This is a genomic window from Marinomonas alcarazii (assembly GCF_003208215.1).
Lineage (GTDB): Bacteria > Pseudomonadota > Gammaproteobacteria > Pseudomonadales > Marinomonadaceae > Marinomonas > Marinomonas alcarazii.
Genome location: NZ_QKLW01000007.1, coordinates 80,024 through 96,761 on the forward strand (window position 1 = coordinate 80,024; position 16,738 = coordinate 96,761).

The following is a 16,738-nucleotide window of genomic DNA, read 5'->3' on the forward strand; positions in this document are numbered from 1 at the left end:
TTCAAATTTCTGATATCAAAATGATATTAAAAACTTCTTGAATGGGTCACGTACTGTCCACTATACTAGCCACAAGTGGATTGGGAGTACCCGGTCGGCGTTCAAACCTCGGTGAGTATCATCGGGGTTTTTCGCTATCTAAAGCTTAGTAAATTTGACTCTAAGTGTCAGTGAGCCCTATGGAAAGTGCTTTAGCCCCCACTGATCATAAAGTTTGCCAACAGCACACCTTCCTCCTTCACAGTAAAACTTCTTCTGCAAAATATTGAATGCTTGATTTGCTTGTTCAGGATTGATCACATACCTACCAATTGGCCTAGCGACCAAATCAGCTAATTGCAATCCAGCCGAGTTCGATGTTTTTGATGCCATACGAATCTTAAAAGGCAAATCTCTCTGATATTTGTTTTCACCATCACAGATACGGCGAAACTCCAGTTCGAGCTCGTTGTCTTCTTTCTTACCTCGGCACTCAACAATGACATGGGTTTCCAGATCTTGCTGGCCCTTTTCTATAATCAGATCATACAAGGTTTCTAAGCAGTGCTTGAGCGCTATATGATAAGGATTACCCACTTCATCTGGGTTACGTATCTTATTCTTCTCAATCACACAGGAAGCAAGAATGAAATTACTGCCATCAATTATTTCACTCAAACGCCCCAAGAACTGATTTTTATCCACTCTATTTTTGAACGTGGTGAATTCCCCTTTTTCCTTACGGATTTCATGCTCATGCAAAATCACCAAGTCGTGACCAAAGTAGTCAAACTTAAGTTGCTGAAGCTGAGGAACAACGTGTGAGAAATAGTGCCCTTTGTAGAAAATGCAAAACGCCAATACGAATACCGGGTAATCCTGATCAATAGAGGTAAGACTGTGATCGCCACTTTCATCCACATACACCACAAAATCACTGAACCCGCGTTGCCGGCCAATCGATTCTGTTTGCTCTTTTTGTGGCGGGCAGCTTGTCATACCTTCGCCTTCTTTACTTGGGTCTTTTTCTTAGTTTGTTTTTTTATTGCATCACGCTCGGCTTTGATTTTTTCCAGCAAGGCTTCGGCAGAATTGTCACCCGTAATTAAATCAGGGTTAGCAGCGCGCCACTCGGCGGTTAGTTCTCCGCGGAAGGCTTTGGCTAAAATAGATTGAGTAAGGTTATTAACTCGCTCTAATGCGGCATTGGTTTTTTGTTCGATGGTATCGGCAAAGGCGAAGAGCTCTTCTACGCGGCGGACAATTTCGGTTTGTTCCGAAAGAGAAGGGAGGGCAACAGTTAAATCTTTTATCGGGCCTAAAAATAGATTAGCCTGTGCCGTTGATTTTGAGCTTTCCTCAATATCTTTTTGAGAAACTGGAGATTGCAGGTAATACATTAAGTATTTACCCTGGATAAATTCATCCATAAATTTCACTAGAGCAGCGCTTCTTACCATTACATATTTATCATCTTCATCCACTAAACAAACTCTGCCGACAGATCCTGAACATGAAATCAATATATCTCCCTTATTTGGATCACATCGCTTTCGTAGTTTCTGAAACTCTCCTTCACCTACAAAATCAACATTTGAAGTAGAAATATACCCATCTTGAACATTTCTTGCCGATAATAAGTATCGGCCTGTATCTTCTCTTTTAGGTGTTTTATGCTCACCATCTGTGATTTTTGAAGCGATTGATTTCAGTTTTAGATTCAACCAATCATTTGGTGAACCAATTGCCGACTCTGATTTCACCACATCTAAATCCTTTTTTATTACCTTGGATTTAATTAGAGCCTGCTTTACATCGTTGATGTGATTAAATGTCACGTTAATTGGATTATTTCTTTCCCGCCATTCCTCTGTCAACTTCCCACTCACGGCTGCGGCAAGGACGGATTGGCGGAAGTTTTTTAGAATGTTGGGGATGCGGTCGAGGCGGGCTTTAGTAGTTTCCACCTTTGCTAGCAGGGTATCGAGATCATCGGCGATGACTTTTTGCTCGGCTAGAGGGGCTAACATAATTGGCAAAGTTAAAAACCTTGCCTGGGTCATATTTAAACCGCTTTCACTAATACCTGTTTTTCGATCATCTAACTCTTTTTGAATTAACGAAGTACGAAGCCAAGACTCTATATACTCTGGACATATAACTTCCTCTGGAAACCTCAAGCGATACATTTTTCCAGAAAGCATTAACTTACTACGGGTATTTTTAACATAACAAATGACGCCACATCTATTACGAGGACCAGCATTTGTGATTAGCAGATCACCTTTTTTGACTTCGATTCGATGTTTTGGCTCTTTATCTTTAGGAAGGCGCTTATTTTCATAGTCGAGATAAAATCCATCTTGAATAGCCGTTGTTTTTAAAACGCCCCACTCATTTTCAGCAGCAGATTCACGATCACATTGAGGACTCCACCCTTGATGAACGAATTTACCGTCAGATTGAGCTGCAAGAACACTCTCAATCTCAACTAAAACCCACCCTTCAGGACAATTAAAAGCACTCATCAATTCGCCCCTTCCAACGCCGCTAGCAGTTCATCAATTTCACTTAACGCGGCGGAGAGCTCGTCTTTGGCTTCGATGGCCAATATCGCAGGTTCAGGCAAATCAGCCGCATCCACGCTGTCTTTGTCTTTTAACCAACTGATGTCTAACGAGTCGCCTTTAGTGTCGGCGATCCAGTCACGGCTAAAACAGCGCCATCTTGAATGCAATAGCTTGTCGTCAACATTTTCGTTTTCAACTGCGGCTTGTTTGTCTACCGCAATTTGTTCAGCGCCAAAGCTATATTCGCCCTCAGTACGAACACTAGTACCATCAGCGTTTTCGCCATAAACCACTTCGAAAGGCGCTAAATGGTTGTCACCAAATGGAGTTCGTTTACCAAAATTGGACATATTGGTACGCAGGTCGTAAACCCAGACATTTTCGGTACAATTTTCTTCTTGGTGTTTGTCTTTGGCTGATCCCTTTGTAAAAAACAGCACATTGGTTTTTACGCCTTGAGCATAGAAGATACCGGTAGGCAAACGCAGGATTGTATGCAAGTTGCATTTGTTCATTAAGTCGCGGCGTACTTCGGTACCAACACCGCCTTCAAACAGTACGTTATCGGGCAAGACTACGGCGGCGCGACCACCGGCTTTCAAGTTGCGGTAAATATGCTGCAAAAATGCCAGTTGTTTATTGCTGGTTTTATAGGTGAATTCACGAGTGTTGCTGGCTTCACCGCCTTTACTGGTACCAAAGGGTGGATTGGCAAGGATAATATCAGCAGATTTCAAAGCTTTTCCTGCATCACCCAAGGCGTTGCCCAAATGCACAACACCTTCGTCATCGCCTTCCATGCCGTGTAATAAGCAGTTCATTAAGGCCAAGCGTCGAGTATTTGGAACCAGCTCAACTCCAATAAAAGCTTTGTTTTTCTGAAAGTCGGCTTCTTTGGCGCTTAAATCCATGTAGTCATCTGTTTGCTCACGCATATACTGGTCTGCAGCGACCAAAAATCCGGCGGTACCGACAGCGGGGTCTTGAATAATTTCGCCAACCTGCGGTTTGATACAACGTACCATACTGTTAATTAGGGCTCGCGGAGTAAAGTACTGACCAGCTCCTGACTTAGTCTCGGAAGCATTTTTCTCAAGCAAACCTTCATACAAATCCCCAAGGCCATCTTTTGCTGCACTAAACCAATCAATTTGGTCTAGGGTTTTAATCATTTGCTCTAAATGACGCGGCTCGCGTAGACGAGTTTGTGCGTCCGCATAAATAGCGCTGATTAATTGATCGTCATGTACAGCGTTACCATCGGCATCTTTGCCAGTAGAAAGGCTTAACAGAATGCGTTTGTAATCGTTTAACAAGTTAATACCTGACTTCTCACTTACATCTGTCCAGCGACAGCCCTCAGGTAACGGGTGCTTTTTAATCGTGCCTGCCTCGGTGTTTTCATGCACCATTTTTATAAACAGCAGTAGCACTAGTTCTGTTACGTAGTCACTGTAGTTAATACCGTCATCACGTAGCACGTCACACAAGTTCCAGAGTTTCTGTACAATATCGTTATTGGTCATTAGTGTTCTCTTAGTTAATTTCTTGAGTATTGGAAAAGCTTAGGCACTTTGTTGTGGCCAAATTGCGTCACTGAGCTCATCCAAGACTGTATCTAGTTGATTACTTAGTATTTTATCAAATTGTCTGGCTCCACCGTAATCAGAAAAACGACTATTAACAAATTCTCTATCAATAATCACTTCATGAACTAACTGCTTAGCTAAGCGATCTAGCCACTTGCGCTGCGGCACTGACCATTGATGGCTAGCATAAATTCGATCCATTGCTTGTGCGACTCGCTGTTCAAATGGAATTAAAGGCTCTCCAAAAGCGGCGCGGCGTATATGGCCGACAATACTCGCGGCAATATCTTTATTCGTCTGGTTCCGAACAGCGGATTGAAGGTTTGCTTCTGAATATCCGGCACCATCAAGTAAAAGTTTGATATCTTTCAACTGTTCGCGAGTTAAGTCCCTAGGCCTTTTGACTACAACTGAAAGTGCAGTATTTTGGTTGAGTTGCTCCTTAATAAAGTGATTGAAGCTATCTAAGTAATCTTCTGGTCGTTTATGAGCACCATAGTTTTGCGCCCTCTCTCGTATCTCATCATCATGCTCAGAAATGATAGGCATTCGGTCAGTACCAACCAATAAAGCTACATCAGCCAATTGATTTAATAAGCCCCTGTGTTGAGTCACAAAATTAGCTGCCTGCTGAGGACCTAAATCACGTAAATGTTTATGTAAGGATTTTGGTTCAACTCCCCAAAGCTGCTCTAATTCTTCTAGTTTCTCCTTTAAGGCCGGTTTAGATTCAGACTCTTTCTCTGCTTTACGCAAAACTCGCATAAGTTTCTGGCTAAGATGATTTAATATAACGTCTGCATGGGATTCGCCTTGTTGTTCGCCAGGTGAACTGAGTGCTCGCCCAAGAACCTCAGGATCCGTTAATTCATCGACCAATTGCTCTACACTAACATTTGGATCTTTTACTAACGGCTTCATCGTATTTACTTCATTGAGCGCAGCATAAATATCAACTGGGTCGTAGATGCGAAATACTGTTTTACCAATGTCATCACAACGACGAGTGGCTCGACCTATCATCTGCTCAAATAAGATGCGCGATTTTACCCTACGTAAAAATACAAGGTTACATATTTTTGGAACATCGATGCCTGTTGTCAGTAGATCAACTGTAATGGCAATATTTGGGTAACGTTCGTTCTTATACTGACGTATAAGCTGGTCTACTTTGTCACTTTGGCCTGTTATCTTCGCGACTGCAGCTTGGTTGTAATCGCCATTGTAAGTAGCTTTAAACTCATCATCCAATAAACGTTTGACCATATCGGCATGAAGATCTGTAGCACAAAAGATCAAGGTCTTTTCATCACCAAAGGGGTCTAACTCTTGGAGGACAAGTTCCTCGCAGATCACTCGATTAAAGTTTTCATTAATCACTCTTCGATTGAAAGCATCAACTTCGAAATTAATTTCATCCTCTAATTCAGATGAGTCTAATTTCCCAGTTTGGGTATTAACTGATGAAACAGTCGCTCCTTTTTCGAACTTAATACCTTTTTGAGTTAGCTCAGTTTCATATCGCTTTGGAGGCTCATGATCGATTAACCAGTCTTCAGCTACGGCCTCCCGATAAGAATAAGTAAATACTGGCTTTCCAAAGATTTCACTAGTGTGCTTAGCGGGGGTAGCGGTTAAACCCACTTTCACCGCATCAAAATATTCTAATACTCGACGATAACTAGATAAATATTGGCTAGCATCTCTTGTTGCTAGTTCACCTTCAGTCATTTCTTGGTCAAGTGTATAACCACGATGGGCTTCATCAATAATTATACAGTCAAATTGATCAATCGGCGGTGGCGTATCAGACATAAAGACCCGTTTCACCATTGCCTGAACCGTTGCAACCTGAACTCGAGTCTCCGCTTCAGCTGCCATATCTCCAAGTTCGGCTACATTATAAATTTTTGACAGGGTATGATTTTGTTCGAGAGGCGCTTCGTTAAAAGCATCGATTGCTTGCTGCCCCAACGCTGTCCGATCTACTAGAAACAAAATGCGCTTGAACCTTTCGGATTTTAGAAAGCGGTACATCAGGCCAATAATGGTACGAGTCTTCCCCGTACCTGTTGCCATGGCAAGGAGTGCTTCGCGCGCATTTTGAGAAAGGGCAGCTTCTACAGATAAAATTGCTTTTTCTTGGTAGTCCCTTAGTCTCAAATAAGAGAATCCTTCGTTACTAAGAGTCTGCTCTGCTTCTGTCTTACTTCGCTTTAGCAGATCCATTAAACCGATCGGCGTATGAAACTTAGGTAAAGCTCGCTTTGTATTACTGTGGTCACGAACATCTCTAAACCATGTGCCGGATTTCTCGGCAAGCTGAGGAATATATGGGCGTCCATTGCAAGAATATACAAACGGTACTTTATAATGGCCATCGTAATCATCTGGCCAAGCTATTGTTAGTCCAGAGACTTCCCAAGCCCCTCGCATGGTTTCTTCAACAACAAAACCTTTACTATAACGCTCCGCCTGAGCAATTTTACCTGCAACATTAGTATTTTCTTTCTTAGCCTCAACTACCGCTACTGGAGTGAGACCTATAAACAAAACGTAGTCTGCACGACCATTCTCACCATTATATTTCGTTGGCCATTCAGCAATGGCCTTATTAATGTTTTTCTCTGGCCGAGCACCACTTTGATAAGTAATGTCTTGACTGTCGACGACCCAACCAGATTCAGTGAGCTGCTGATCTATTAGGATTCTAGTAAGTTCTTCGCTAAGTATAATTTGCTGACTTGCACTTCTTGTTTTATTTGAAACTTGCTGCTTTTGCTGAGTTGAAATCTTTTCATCCTGTTGTTTCAGCTGCTGCTGTAAAGACTGGAGTTTAGACTCATATTCTTTCCGTTGCTCTGTAAGAGCCTGCTCATGGTTTTTTGCTAAGTCAGCTAATTGCTTTGATTCTTCATCCATTGCCACTGCCAAAGCTTCGTACTCAGACTTTTCTTGATTAATTAAGTCGTTTAGCTGCTTGCTGGAATCTAGTTCAACATTCGCCTTGGAAAGGTCATTCTTTAAATTTTCAATCTCTATTTGCAGTTGACGAAGCTGGCTACTAGGGTCGTTAGGTAGGAGAAACGGACCAGGCTTGAAATTGACCCCTTGCTTGCCAAAGGACTGATGGAACCACACAGCCAATGCACGAGCGACTTTAAGCCCATCAAGAGCTTCTTTATGCTGGGTTCTAAATTGGTGAGTAGCCTTATTACCTTCAATACGAAGTGTATGAAACAATTCTCGAGTTACCGATTCGAACTGTAACTCACGGTTCAGTCGGTACAATAAGTCGGCTTGTGATGTTTGTTCGTCAAATTCAACGCCAACCAATGAGGCTATGTGCTGTGCTATCGCTTCACCCAATTGGCGAAGTTTAATCAAGGTAGTGTTAGGATCACTAGAGAATACGCGCTCAGCCCCCGTTGCTAACTCTACAAAAAGTGGATCATGTTCTTCCAGAAAAGCAAAATTTGATGTTGTTTTCATTGTTATATCGCTTCCGTTCTTTATCCAATAATCAAAACAGGGGGTAATCGAAAGTTTCGATCCTATAAAGATCGTTTAAACAGTTTCAACTTTACAAGTAATCAAGCAGGTTCACTATAACACCTTCTTGCTTCATCGTTTTATAAGAAGCCCCTTTGCTATTCACCATCAACCTTAGATCATTTTCCACATATTTTGGCGTTAACTTAACAACTTTAGGTTTATTCTCTTCTCGTTTTAAAGGCTCTTTTTCTTCTAAATTTCGAATGTGTGCAACCAAATCAAACAAAGTACCATTAGGAAGTTCCTCAATCGCTTGTTCTGCGACGGTAGGTGCGATATCAGAACCCACTCCCATTTGTTCTAGCATATTCACTAGTTGATAAAACTTAGAGTCCTCTCGAATTACGGTTGGTTGAGATTCAAACACTTCAACAGAAGAGCTTTGCACTATGGAGCTTTGAATAAGATTTGACCTAGGAATTTCCAAATCTGCATATTTTTGAATTTCTTCTTCTCGACCACTTTGAAGTGCTCTAATCATAGGTCGAATCATGTGAAGCTCTTCGTTAAAAACGATATCCACTAATTTTTTGTCAATGATTTCACGCCCAATTGTTACAGCCCTCGTCTGACAAAGATAAAACAGCGTTACCGCTACATGCGCAATCCCCTGTGAATAGTCCCAAAAAAGACTTCGGATATTTTCTGTCATTGGCTGAGGAGACTTGAACCACTGAAGTGACCATAGCTGGTCAAAAAAACGATCCCACTCGCTATTTTTACCGGCTCTGGATGCGGTATTGAAACGACTCCAATTAATACTTCCAAACTGTGATGCACGCCTTGCTGAACGCATGCTTGGAGAAAATAAATCATACGCCTTTGGCGTACCAACAAAGAGTATTGGAAGTTTTATTGTATTTGTTAGTTGAACGAAAAATCGTAGGATTTTCTCAGACACTCCAGACTTAGAGCGATCTAAATGTTGGATTTCATCTATTACCAACAAACCTATAGAGTGCAACGCAGCTACTCTTGCAAAGTCACCTAACAACATATCGACATTAGAACGAGACCTTACATACTGCTTTTCGTATTCGCCATCGTTATCTAGAGCAACATCCAACGCACGAAAAAAGTTAATACAAAGACTTTTCACTGATGCATCATGGGGGCTTTCAACCTTTAGCCACACAAGCTGAACATGTTGATATTCGGTATGAATAATAGTCTGCGGGTAACCAGCTAAAATAGCTTCTACTGCCGTCGTTTTCCCTGCGCCAGAGCAACCTATTACAGAACTGACAAGAGCTTCATTTCCTGCATTTCTAATGGTTGATTGTAGTGGCATATTTCGTGTTTTATTGAGCGTTTCTTGGTAACTTTTATTCGCGATATTACGACTCAAATACCCCTGCCGAATCATAGATGAGATGCTTTGCTCAAGCTGTAAATGAGCTTTAGTTGGATACAAAAAACCATCCATTATTCTTAGCATGGCATGTCGCCTAATATGTGCAGGAAGGGCAATCTCTTCGGCTCTTACCTCAGGTTTACGTCGAATCAGTTTCGCTGTTTGCTCAGGTGAGTTAATTGGTGGCAATGCATTGATCAGCGGGTGTCCTTCATAATCACTTAATTCGGCAGGTAAATACTCAGCCTTAAAATGTTCCATTCAATACAACTCCGCTAAAAATCATCTAGATCAGGAAAGTCAAAATCAGGCTCAGATATTATTTCTAAGTTAATAGGCGTTACTGTCGCTTTTTGAGATACATTTAATGACTTACGGCTACTGCTTCTTTCTTTTTGCCGTTCTGACTCCTTTTCTTGCTGTCGATTATCCCGAATCCCTCGGAGTCTTTCACTTTTAATGGATAAATCGGTATTCTTTTTACGCTTGGCAGCTTGAAGGGCAATTTCTTCAATTTCGTTTTGTAGATCAGGTGCTTTGTAATCAGCCCTTTGCTTGCTTGCCGCTATAGCTGTTCTGCTTTCTCTCAGAATGCTTACCGCCTCAGTGAAACTCATATCCTTATATCTACGGCTTCGAGACTCTAACGAACATTTCCATACACTATTAAATTGGCTATCCGGTCTAATATAAATAGAATTGGTATCAAGTGGATCATAAGCTATCTCTAAGCTTTTGGGTCTAGGCGCTGCTTTATTTTTATGAAACCAGCCTAAGCTCACAGCTTCAGAGCATGTGTAATAAAGTCCTTTAAAACAGATTCCCAAAACCGAGACAGTCGCTTTTTCATGAGGTAAAAAATTAATAAAAGTTAACATTTCATCAACCTCACGTAGCACACCTGTGCGGTTGCGAACTCCCCAATTCCATAAATCAACAGGAACAGGTGCAAGGTCTGTAGGCATATCTGACTCAAAATCATAACCGCTTAGTACTCCTGTTGTGTTACGGTTAATCTCAGATATGATCACCATTCTTGTAAAGTCATATAGAGTTAAATCAGCAGATAACTCATACCGTTTGCCTGCTTTTTTTTTGCCATTAATTGGTTCTACTTTCCCTTGTACATAGGGCAATATATCTGCATGCATCGTCTTAAACGATCGCTCAACGATTCCCTTATCATCCCCATGATATGCTCGAGTATTGGATAGCGTGATGCCAAAGCGATTAACCAAAATATCGCCATGCTTACCCAATAGCTCACCACGGTCGGCCGTTACTACTGCAGGAGTCCCTACACTTGGCCAATCATTATAAGTAATCTCAATACCAAAGCGTCGGCAATATTCAACTTTGTCACAGAAAGCATTAGCTAAAGCGATCGATGCAGTAGCCCATGAAGGATTTTCTAACCCAACATATAATCCAACTGTCATTCGACTAAACACATCTTTAACTTTATAAATTATGGGGCGTCCAATAATCCGATCTGGATCTAACGCAGAAATCAAAAACACATCAGCAATGGTGGCATCAATCTCATATCTAGCTCCTGGACCAAAGTTGTTTGTAACTGAGGTACTTTTTAAGGGGGCTATATCTTTTTCATACTCAATGCTTGAAGCCCTTGCCCTAACAACATCCGGTCTACTGTAGTTTCTTTCAAAAAAGTAACGAAACTGCATGTCTGTTGGCAAATCGCTTTCGTGTATTTTGGGGTATTTTGATTTTATATAGCCAATCGCCTTAGTCCGAGCTTTAGGAAGATCAATGTCCTCTCTTAAAAGGTAAAAAGCTTCTATAGAGAGACGAAAAAAGCCAGCAATTTCATCCGTAACAATCATCCCTTTTCCAGGTGTAACGGAACGTTTTCGTCCTAATTTACTAGTAACGCTTCTTCGTACTTCGCCTGGGGCTCCGCAGTTTGAGTAATCGAGAGCCAAGGCATCAGGAGTCATCCCTCGTTGCCAATACCGTCTTAGCTGACGCGTAATGTAGAGTCTTTTCTCGTCCGTATTTTCAAGTAATGCTTTGATATGTTTATTTCGTAGTGTTTTATCAAATAATTCGACATTATGCTCAAGTAAGGGGGCAATAGCGCTATACGCTCGATCTCTAGCTTCCTCAGCTTTTGAGCCTAGACCAAGTACTGTTAACTCAATAGGATCAGGTATTAACTCCAGCCCTAATGAATCTATTTCAGATGTTCCTATGCGAAATGGCCATGCCTTATCATCATTGATATCAATCAACATCAAGAAATCAACTTGTTCAAGAACCACACGTAGTTGCGATGCTGGGGTGGAATGGGGATCCAAATAGACTCGATTAAGATACATCTAAGGCATATCCTTCAATCAGAGTGAGGCTATGCGTGAGTGAAAGGTCTGAACAAGACCACTGCCTGAATACCTTGCCTAGAGGCACATCTATTAGGTTGGCCGCAATTGCCTTGCGAGTTACTCCAATATGAAAGCCTGGCTCACAAGAGTACTCATCATCTAACGCAGAACAAACTGTCGACAGCCTCTTTTCAGAGCCTGTAAATCTCTGATAAACCAACTGGATATCACTAAGAGATAATTCTGTATAAAGATCGTTTGAATTTTGATGGGCGGCATGAAGCCATTCTAAATTTTCTTTAATAGCTGCACTAATTTCTTGTTCCGTAAAAAGCTTCCATTCATAGCCTTGCTGCTCCCAAAACACCTTCTCAATCTGAAGTTTTTCAACCGTTCGCATGTCATTCAGATCTTCTGCATATTTAACAGCAACAGCTAAACCGTTTTTGTTCTTTAGTTCTATTACTAAATCCGTTGTAACGACTTTTAGCTTTCCTAATATTTGAGGGTGCTTAATACCCAATCGCTCACAAATACTGAGGGTGTCTACTATAGGAAGTGGGTATTGCTCCTTAATATCGACGGTAAGGTAATAGCGATCAAAAATAAGAAAGGCAGATAATTCTAAACGAGATAGGAGATGGTGGGGGCGTGATGAGTTTCGGCCAAAGATTCGATAGCTTTCACCTTTACTACTAATTTCATGGACTTTGATGAAAGGTTCATACTTACGTCCAGATCCAATACCTCTGGTTTTTAGTCGTTTTTCATCTTTTGGATCTAGTGATCTTTCCGAATCATACATAAATTGCCCCCCTGTCTATCTGAGGATAGCAGGGGGGCAAAAAATATCAAACTATATTATAAAAAATCAAACTATATTATAAATTATCAAACTTTATTATAGTCGTACATCTACTGCTTAGTTCTTATGAAAACTATTCAACGGTAACGGATTTCGCTAGGTTACGCGGCTGATCCACGTCTGTGCCTTTTACTACAGCAACGTGGTAAGACAACAACTGCAGCGGAATGGTATGCACAATCGGCTCTAGGATGCTGTCTACTTTTGGCACTTCTGTGAAGGTGATGTTTTCTTCATTATGAAGATCTGTGTCTTTGTCTGCAAAGACGAACAATTCACCACCGCGGGCGGCGACTTCTTGTAGGTTTGACTTAAGTTTGTCCAACATGTCGTTATGTGGAACCAAAGCTATAATCGGCATGTCTTCATCAACCAATGCCAATGGCCCGTGCTTCAGTTCACCTGCCGGGTAAGCTTCCGCATGAATATAAGAAATCTCTTTCAGCTTCAATGAACCTTCTAGCGCGATTGGGAACATGGTGCCACGCCCCAAAAATAACGCGTTGGTTTTATTAGCAAATTGATCGGCTACTTTTTTAATATGAGTGTCAGCCAATAACGCATCATTCACATGGGCAGGCAAAGAACGCATGGCTTGTACAAGCTCTTTTTCTTTCTCTGCGGACAAACCGTTTTCAACCGCAATGGCGACACTGGTGATCAATAGTGCGGTTAGCTGAGTGGTAAAGGCTTTGGTGGATGCCACACCAATTTCAGGGCCAGCATTGGTCAACAAAGTAAGCGCTGACTCACGCACTAGCGTGCTAGATGGCACGTTACAAATAGCCAAGGTGGTCAAATAACCGAGTTCTTTTGCCATGCGTAACGCTGCCAAGGTATCCGCTGTTTCACCTGACTGGGACAAGGTTAAGAACAAGGTTTTCTTAGGCACGGCTACTTTGCGGTAGCGGTATTCGCTGGCCACTTCAACGGTACATGGCAGTCCAGCCAAATCTTCGATCCAGTATTTGGCCACCATGCCTGCATGGTAGCTGGTGCCACAAGCAACGATATGAACATTTTCCACTTCTTTTAAAAAGCCAGAGTCAGCACCAAAGCAGCTAGTCAGCACTTTCGTTTCGCTGATGCGGCCTTCTAAACACGCGCTAATCACTTTTGGTTGTTCGTAGATTTCTTTCATCATGTAATGACGAAATTCGCCTTTGTCTGTGGCATCGACGTTGTGGTTAAAGACGCTGATTGGACGGTCTTGCAATTCGCCTTTTGCATCATAAATAGATACTTGATCACGGCTTACTTCCGCCACATCGCCTTCTTCTAAGAAGATGAATTGGTCTGTAACGTGCAACAGAGCAAGCTGATCAGAGGCGACAAAATTTTCTTCAATACCAACCCCAACAACAAGCGGGCTGCCTTTTCGGGCCGCGATAAAGCGTTCGTTATCGTCTTTTTGCACCACACCTATCGCAAAAGCACCATGCAGTTTTGTTAACGCAGCTTGAACGGCTTTAAGCAAGTCTGGCTGTGTTTTCATGGCATCGTGAATAAGGTGAACGATGACTTCGGTGTCTGTTTCGGATTTAAACTCATAACCTTTGGCTTTTAATTCACGACGCAAAGGCTCGTGGTTTTCAATAATGCCGTTGTGCACTAGAGCAAGGTCATCACCAGAGAAGTGAGGGTGTGCGTTGGCTTCCGTTGGCTTGCCATGGGTCGCCCAACGAGTATGTGCGATGCCCATTTTGCCATCCAATGGTTCTGCTGCGAATTTGTCTTTTAATGCCTGAACCTTACCAACGGCACGGTGTGAAAACACACCTTCATCGTTGTTAATCGCAACACCGGAAGAGTCATAACCACGGTATTCAAGACGGCTTAGGCCTTCGATTAAAATCTTTGATACGTTACGACGTGCAATGGCGCCAACTATTCCGCACATGGAGAATCCTTCTTTGAGTCTGCAAAAGGGGTCTGCCCCCTTAAATTTAATAATAAATAGTCTAATTACGAATGTTCTGTAAAAGGGATCTGACCCCTTTTCTATTCCGTCATTTCTATTCCGTCATTTCTATTCCGTCATTCCTATTCCGTCATTTCTATTCCGTCATTCCTATTCCGTCATTTCTATTCCGTCATTCCCGCGAAGGCGGGAATCAATCACTTATGGTCATCGGAAATAACCCTATTTAGACAATACCACTGGCTTCCCGCCTTCGCGGGAATGACAATCGTGGCTATGATTATTAGCGCCGAGGAATTACATCCAAAGAGCTTAAAAGCTGAAACGTTATTTTTTAGTGGGTCGTGGCCAATTGTCTTTGTTGGTTTGTCGCGCTCTGGCGAACGCCAATTGTTTCTCGCCAACTTGTTTCGTAATAGTAGACCCTGCGGCGATCGTTGCGCCTTCTTCTATTTGTACGGGAGCAACTAACGATGAGTTAGAACCAATAAATACGTTATCGGCCACTTGCGTCTTATGTTTATTCACACCGTCATAATTGCAAGTAATGGTGCCTGCGCCCACGTTGACGTTGGCGCCCATTTCCGTGTCACCAATGTAGCTCAAGTGGTTCACTTTACTGCCTTCACCAATAATGGCTTTTTTGGTTTCAACAAAGTTGCCAATTTTGGCTTTGTTGGCAAGTTGCGTGCCTGGGCGTAAGCGTGCAAATGGCCCGATATCACAAGATTCTCCAACTTGGCTGTCTTCGATCAGCGTGTTGCTTTTGATGATGGTATTATCGCCCACGGTACAGTTTTTGAGGTGGCAGTTTGGCCCAATTTCTACACCTGCACCTAATGTGACCTTACCTTCAAATACACAGTTCACATCGATGATCACGTCATTACCAGTGACGAGTTCACCACGCACATCAATGCGAGATGGGTCCAATAAAGTGGCGCCATTTTGCATTAGACGAATGGCTTGCTGATTTTGTAGCTCTCGCTCTAACGCCGCCAGCTGCACACGATCATTCACACCCGCGACTTCGGCTTCGTTTTCTGGATTAACCGTAACGATATCAACGCCATCACGTGCCGCCATGGCAATCACGTCCGTTAGGTAATATTCACCTTGGGCATTGTTGTTTTTTAAAGCGGCAAGCCATGCTTGAAGGTGTGCATTTGGTGCTAATAGAATGCCAGTGTTCACTTCTTTGATAGCAAGTTCACTTGCCGAGGCGTCTTTTTGCTCTACGATAGCGGTAACTTTACCTTGCTCGTCACGTACGATACGCCCGTAACCCGTTGGATTATCAAGAGAAATCGTCAATAAAACCAAGGTGTTAGAATTTGATAGCGCCGTCATTTTTTGCAATGTGCTAGCACGGATAAGCGGCACATCACCGTACAAGGTTAAGGTTGCGCCGTCTGCTTGTAAAAAAGGCGCAACGCGACGTAACGCATCGCCCGTACCTTGTGGATCATTCTGCCAAACAATATTGGCTGAAAAATCCTGACAATTTGCTTCGACTTGCTCGCCTTGATGACCGACCACAAGATGTAAATTGGCGTTTTCCAGTGTACTTGCCGTTGTCAGCACTCTTCTGACCATGGCGATACCGCCTACTTTGTGCAGTACTTTGGAAAAGGCGGATTTCATTCGGCTGCCTTTTCCGGCAGCAAGAATTACGATGTCCTGAGTCATGAAGCGTCCTTGTGTTGGCGTCTTTATGCAATGAATAATTTGGAATGTAAGCTATTAGACCTTTTTGCCAAAAACGCCACAACCCAAATTGTCACAAAAAAAATGACAATTTATCTAAAAAATAGTAAATCAATGATTTTCAACACTTCTAAGCGAGACACAAATCTATATTGTCAGAGAATGAGCAATCTAAAGGCGAGTGGTTACATTAGGGCGTTTGCAGTATAAAATACCGTTCAATATTAATAGTAACCATTATCAGTGGTTACTGCTCCACCCACAACAAAGGATGAGCATGAGTAAACTCAGCGAGCCACAGCAACTTGATGCACTTTATAAAGAGGCGCACCCTTTAGCGTTAAAAAAAGAGATTGATGCCCTAGAACAACACGCCATCACATTTATTAAGCACTGCCCTTTTATGATCATGTCGACGTCGGACGAAAACGGCTTTGCTGATGTGTCTCCTCGTGGAGGAGACGCTGGATTTGTCAAAGTTGTGGATGCTAATACGCTGGCTTTTTCAGACCTTCCTGGTAACAATCGCCTGGACAGCCTAAGAAACATTGTGGAACGCCCCGAAGTTGGGCTGCTGTTTATGATTCCTGGCATTGGTGAAGTGGTGCGTGTAAAAGGCACAGCAAGCCTGCACACCGACAAGGACACACTTGAGCTGTTCGCTGAGGACAACAAGCCCCCTAAGTTAGTCGTGAAAATACAAGTGCATAAATTACTCTTTCACTGCCCTAAAGCCATTGCGGTTGCTAAGCTTTGGAGCGAAGAGAACAAAGTAGAGCGCTCTTTCTTGCCTTCATTATTGGCTATCATTCAAGATCAAGTCTCTGAGTAATTGAGACTTGATTAGCGTCAT

Annotated in this window: 10 protein-coding genes; 1 reads left to right on the forward strand and 9 read right to left on the reverse strand. The window is 42.4% G+C overall.

Translation table 11 applies throughout. The features are described 5' to 3' along the window. Positions 1–177: 177 nt before the first annotated feature. The 9 genes from DFP75_RS13870 to glmU all read right to left on the reverse strand — a co-directional run bounded on the left by DFP75_RS13870 (position 178) and on the right by glmU (position 15,867). Positions 178–978 (reverse strand): DUF3800 domain-containing protein, encoded by an 801-nt coding sequence (locus DFP75_RS13870; protein WP_110576650.1) that lies wholly within the window; start codon positions 976–978, stop codon positions 178–180. Then, on the reverse strand, positions 975–2,507 hold the full coding sequence (locus DFP75_RS18325; RefSeq protein WP_146219962.1) for a restriction endonuclease subunit S: 1,533 nt from the start codon (positions 2,505–2,507) through the stop codon (positions 975–977). The genes DFP75_RS13870 and DFP75_RS18325 overlap by 4 nt, the downstream gene beginning before the upstream one ends. Further along, on the reverse strand, positions 2,507–4,075 hold the full coding sequence (locus DFP75_RS13885) for a class I SAM-dependent DNA methyltransferase (RefSeq protein ID WP_110576651.1): 1,569 nt from the start codon (positions 4,073–4,075) through the stop codon (positions 2,507–2,509). Before DFP75_RS13885 ends, DFP75_RS18325 begins: the two co-directional genes overlap by 1 nt. A 39-nt stretch (positions 4,076–4,114) precedes the next feature. Next, positions 4,115–7,630, reverse strand: a complete 3,516-nt coding sequence (hsdR, locus tag DFP75_RS13890) for a type I restriction-modification system endonuclease (RefSeq protein WP_110576652.1) — start codon at positions 7,628–7,630, stop codon at positions 4,115–4,117. A gap of 91 nt (positions 7,631–7,721) precedes the next feature. Then, a complete protein-coding gene (locus tag DFP75_RS13895) occupies positions 7,722–9,308 on the reverse strand; it encodes an ATP-binding protein (protein ID WP_110576653.1) in 1,587 nt (528 codons plus the stop codon). A gap of 14 nt (positions 9,309–9,322) precedes the next feature. Next, complete coding sequence (locus DFP75_RS13900) at positions 9,323–11,389, reverse strand: Mu transposase C-terminal domain-containing protein (RefSeq protein WP_110576654.1); 2,067 nt, start codon at positions 11,387–11,389, stop codon at positions 9,323–9,325. Beyond that, positions 11,379–12,197: a TnsA endonuclease N-terminal domain-containing protein gene (locus DFP75_RS13905; protein ID WP_110576655.1), complete on the reverse strand. Its 819-nt coding sequence runs from the start codon at positions 12,195–12,197 to the stop codon at positions 11,379–11,381. Before DFP75_RS13905 ends, DFP75_RS13900 begins: the two co-directional genes overlap by 11 nt. Before the next feature lie 133 nt (positions 12,198–12,330). Continuing rightward, positions 12,331–14,157, reverse strand: coding sequence for a glutamine--fructose-6-phosphate transaminase (isomerizing) (gene glmS / locus DFP75_RS13910; protein ID WP_110576656.1), 1,827 nt, complete (start codon positions 14,155–14,157; stop codon positions 12,331–12,333). Positions 14,158–14,505: 348 nt separating this feature from the next. Continuing rightward, entirely contained in the window at positions 14,506–15,867 is a 1,362-nt protein-coding gene (gene glmU / locus DFP75_RS13915) for a bifunctional UDP-N-acetylglucosamine diphosphorylase/glucosamine-1-phosphate N-acetyltransferase GlmU (protein ID WP_110576657.1), read from the reverse strand. A gap of 295 nt (positions 15,868–16,162) precedes the next feature. On the opposite strand from glmU, the gene DFP75_RS13925 reads away from it, so the two are divergent. Continuing rightward, a complete protein-coding gene (locus DFP75_RS13925; protein ID WP_110576659.1) occupies positions 16,163–16,717 on the forward strand; it encodes an MSMEG_1061 family FMN-dependent PPOX-type flavoprotein in 555 nt (184 codons plus the stop codon). Positions 16,718–16,738 lie beyond the last annotated feature (21 nt).

Excerpts from the sequence above, each read along its gene's own strand:
- DFP75_RS13870 (WP_110576650.1), bottom strand. The coding sequence starts at position 978 with ATGACAAGCTGCCCGCCACAAAAAGAGCAAACAGAATCGATTGGCCGG.
- DFP75_RS18325 (WP_146219962.1), bottom strand. The coding sequence starts at position 2,507 with ATGAGTGCTTTTAATTGTCCTGAAGGGTGGGTTTTAGTTGAGATTGAG.
- DFP75_RS13885 (WP_110576651.1), bottom strand. The coding sequence starts at position 4,075 with ATGACCAATAACGATATTGTACAGAAACTCTGGAACTTGTGTGACGTG.
- hsdR (WP_110576652.1), bottom strand. The coding sequence starts at position 7,630 with ATGAAAACAACATCAAATTTTGCTTTTCTGGAAGAACATGATCCACTT.
- DFP75_RS13895 (WP_110576653.1), bottom strand. The coding sequence starts at position 9,308 with ATGGAACATTTTAAGGCTGAGTATTTACCTGCCGAATTAAGTGATTAT.
- DFP75_RS13900 (WP_110576654.1), bottom strand. The coding sequence starts at position 11,389 with ATGTATCTTAATCGAGTCTATTTGGATCCCCATTCCACCCCAGCATCG.
- DFP75_RS13905 (WP_110576655.1), bottom strand. The coding sequence starts at position 12,197 with ATGTATGATTCGGAAAGATCACTAGATCCAAAAGATGAAAAACGACTA.
- glmS (WP_110576656.1), bottom strand. The coding sequence starts at position 14,157 with ATGTGCGGAATAGTTGGCGCCATTGCACGTCGTAACGTATCAAAGATT.
- glmU (WP_110576657.1), bottom strand. The coding sequence starts at position 15,867 with ATGACTCAGGACATCGTAATTCTTGCTGCCGGAAAAGGCAGCCGAATG.
- DFP75_RS13925 (WP_110576659.1), top strand. The coding sequence starts at position 16,163 with ATGAGTAAACTCAGCGAGCCACAGCAACTTGATGCACTTTATAAAGAG.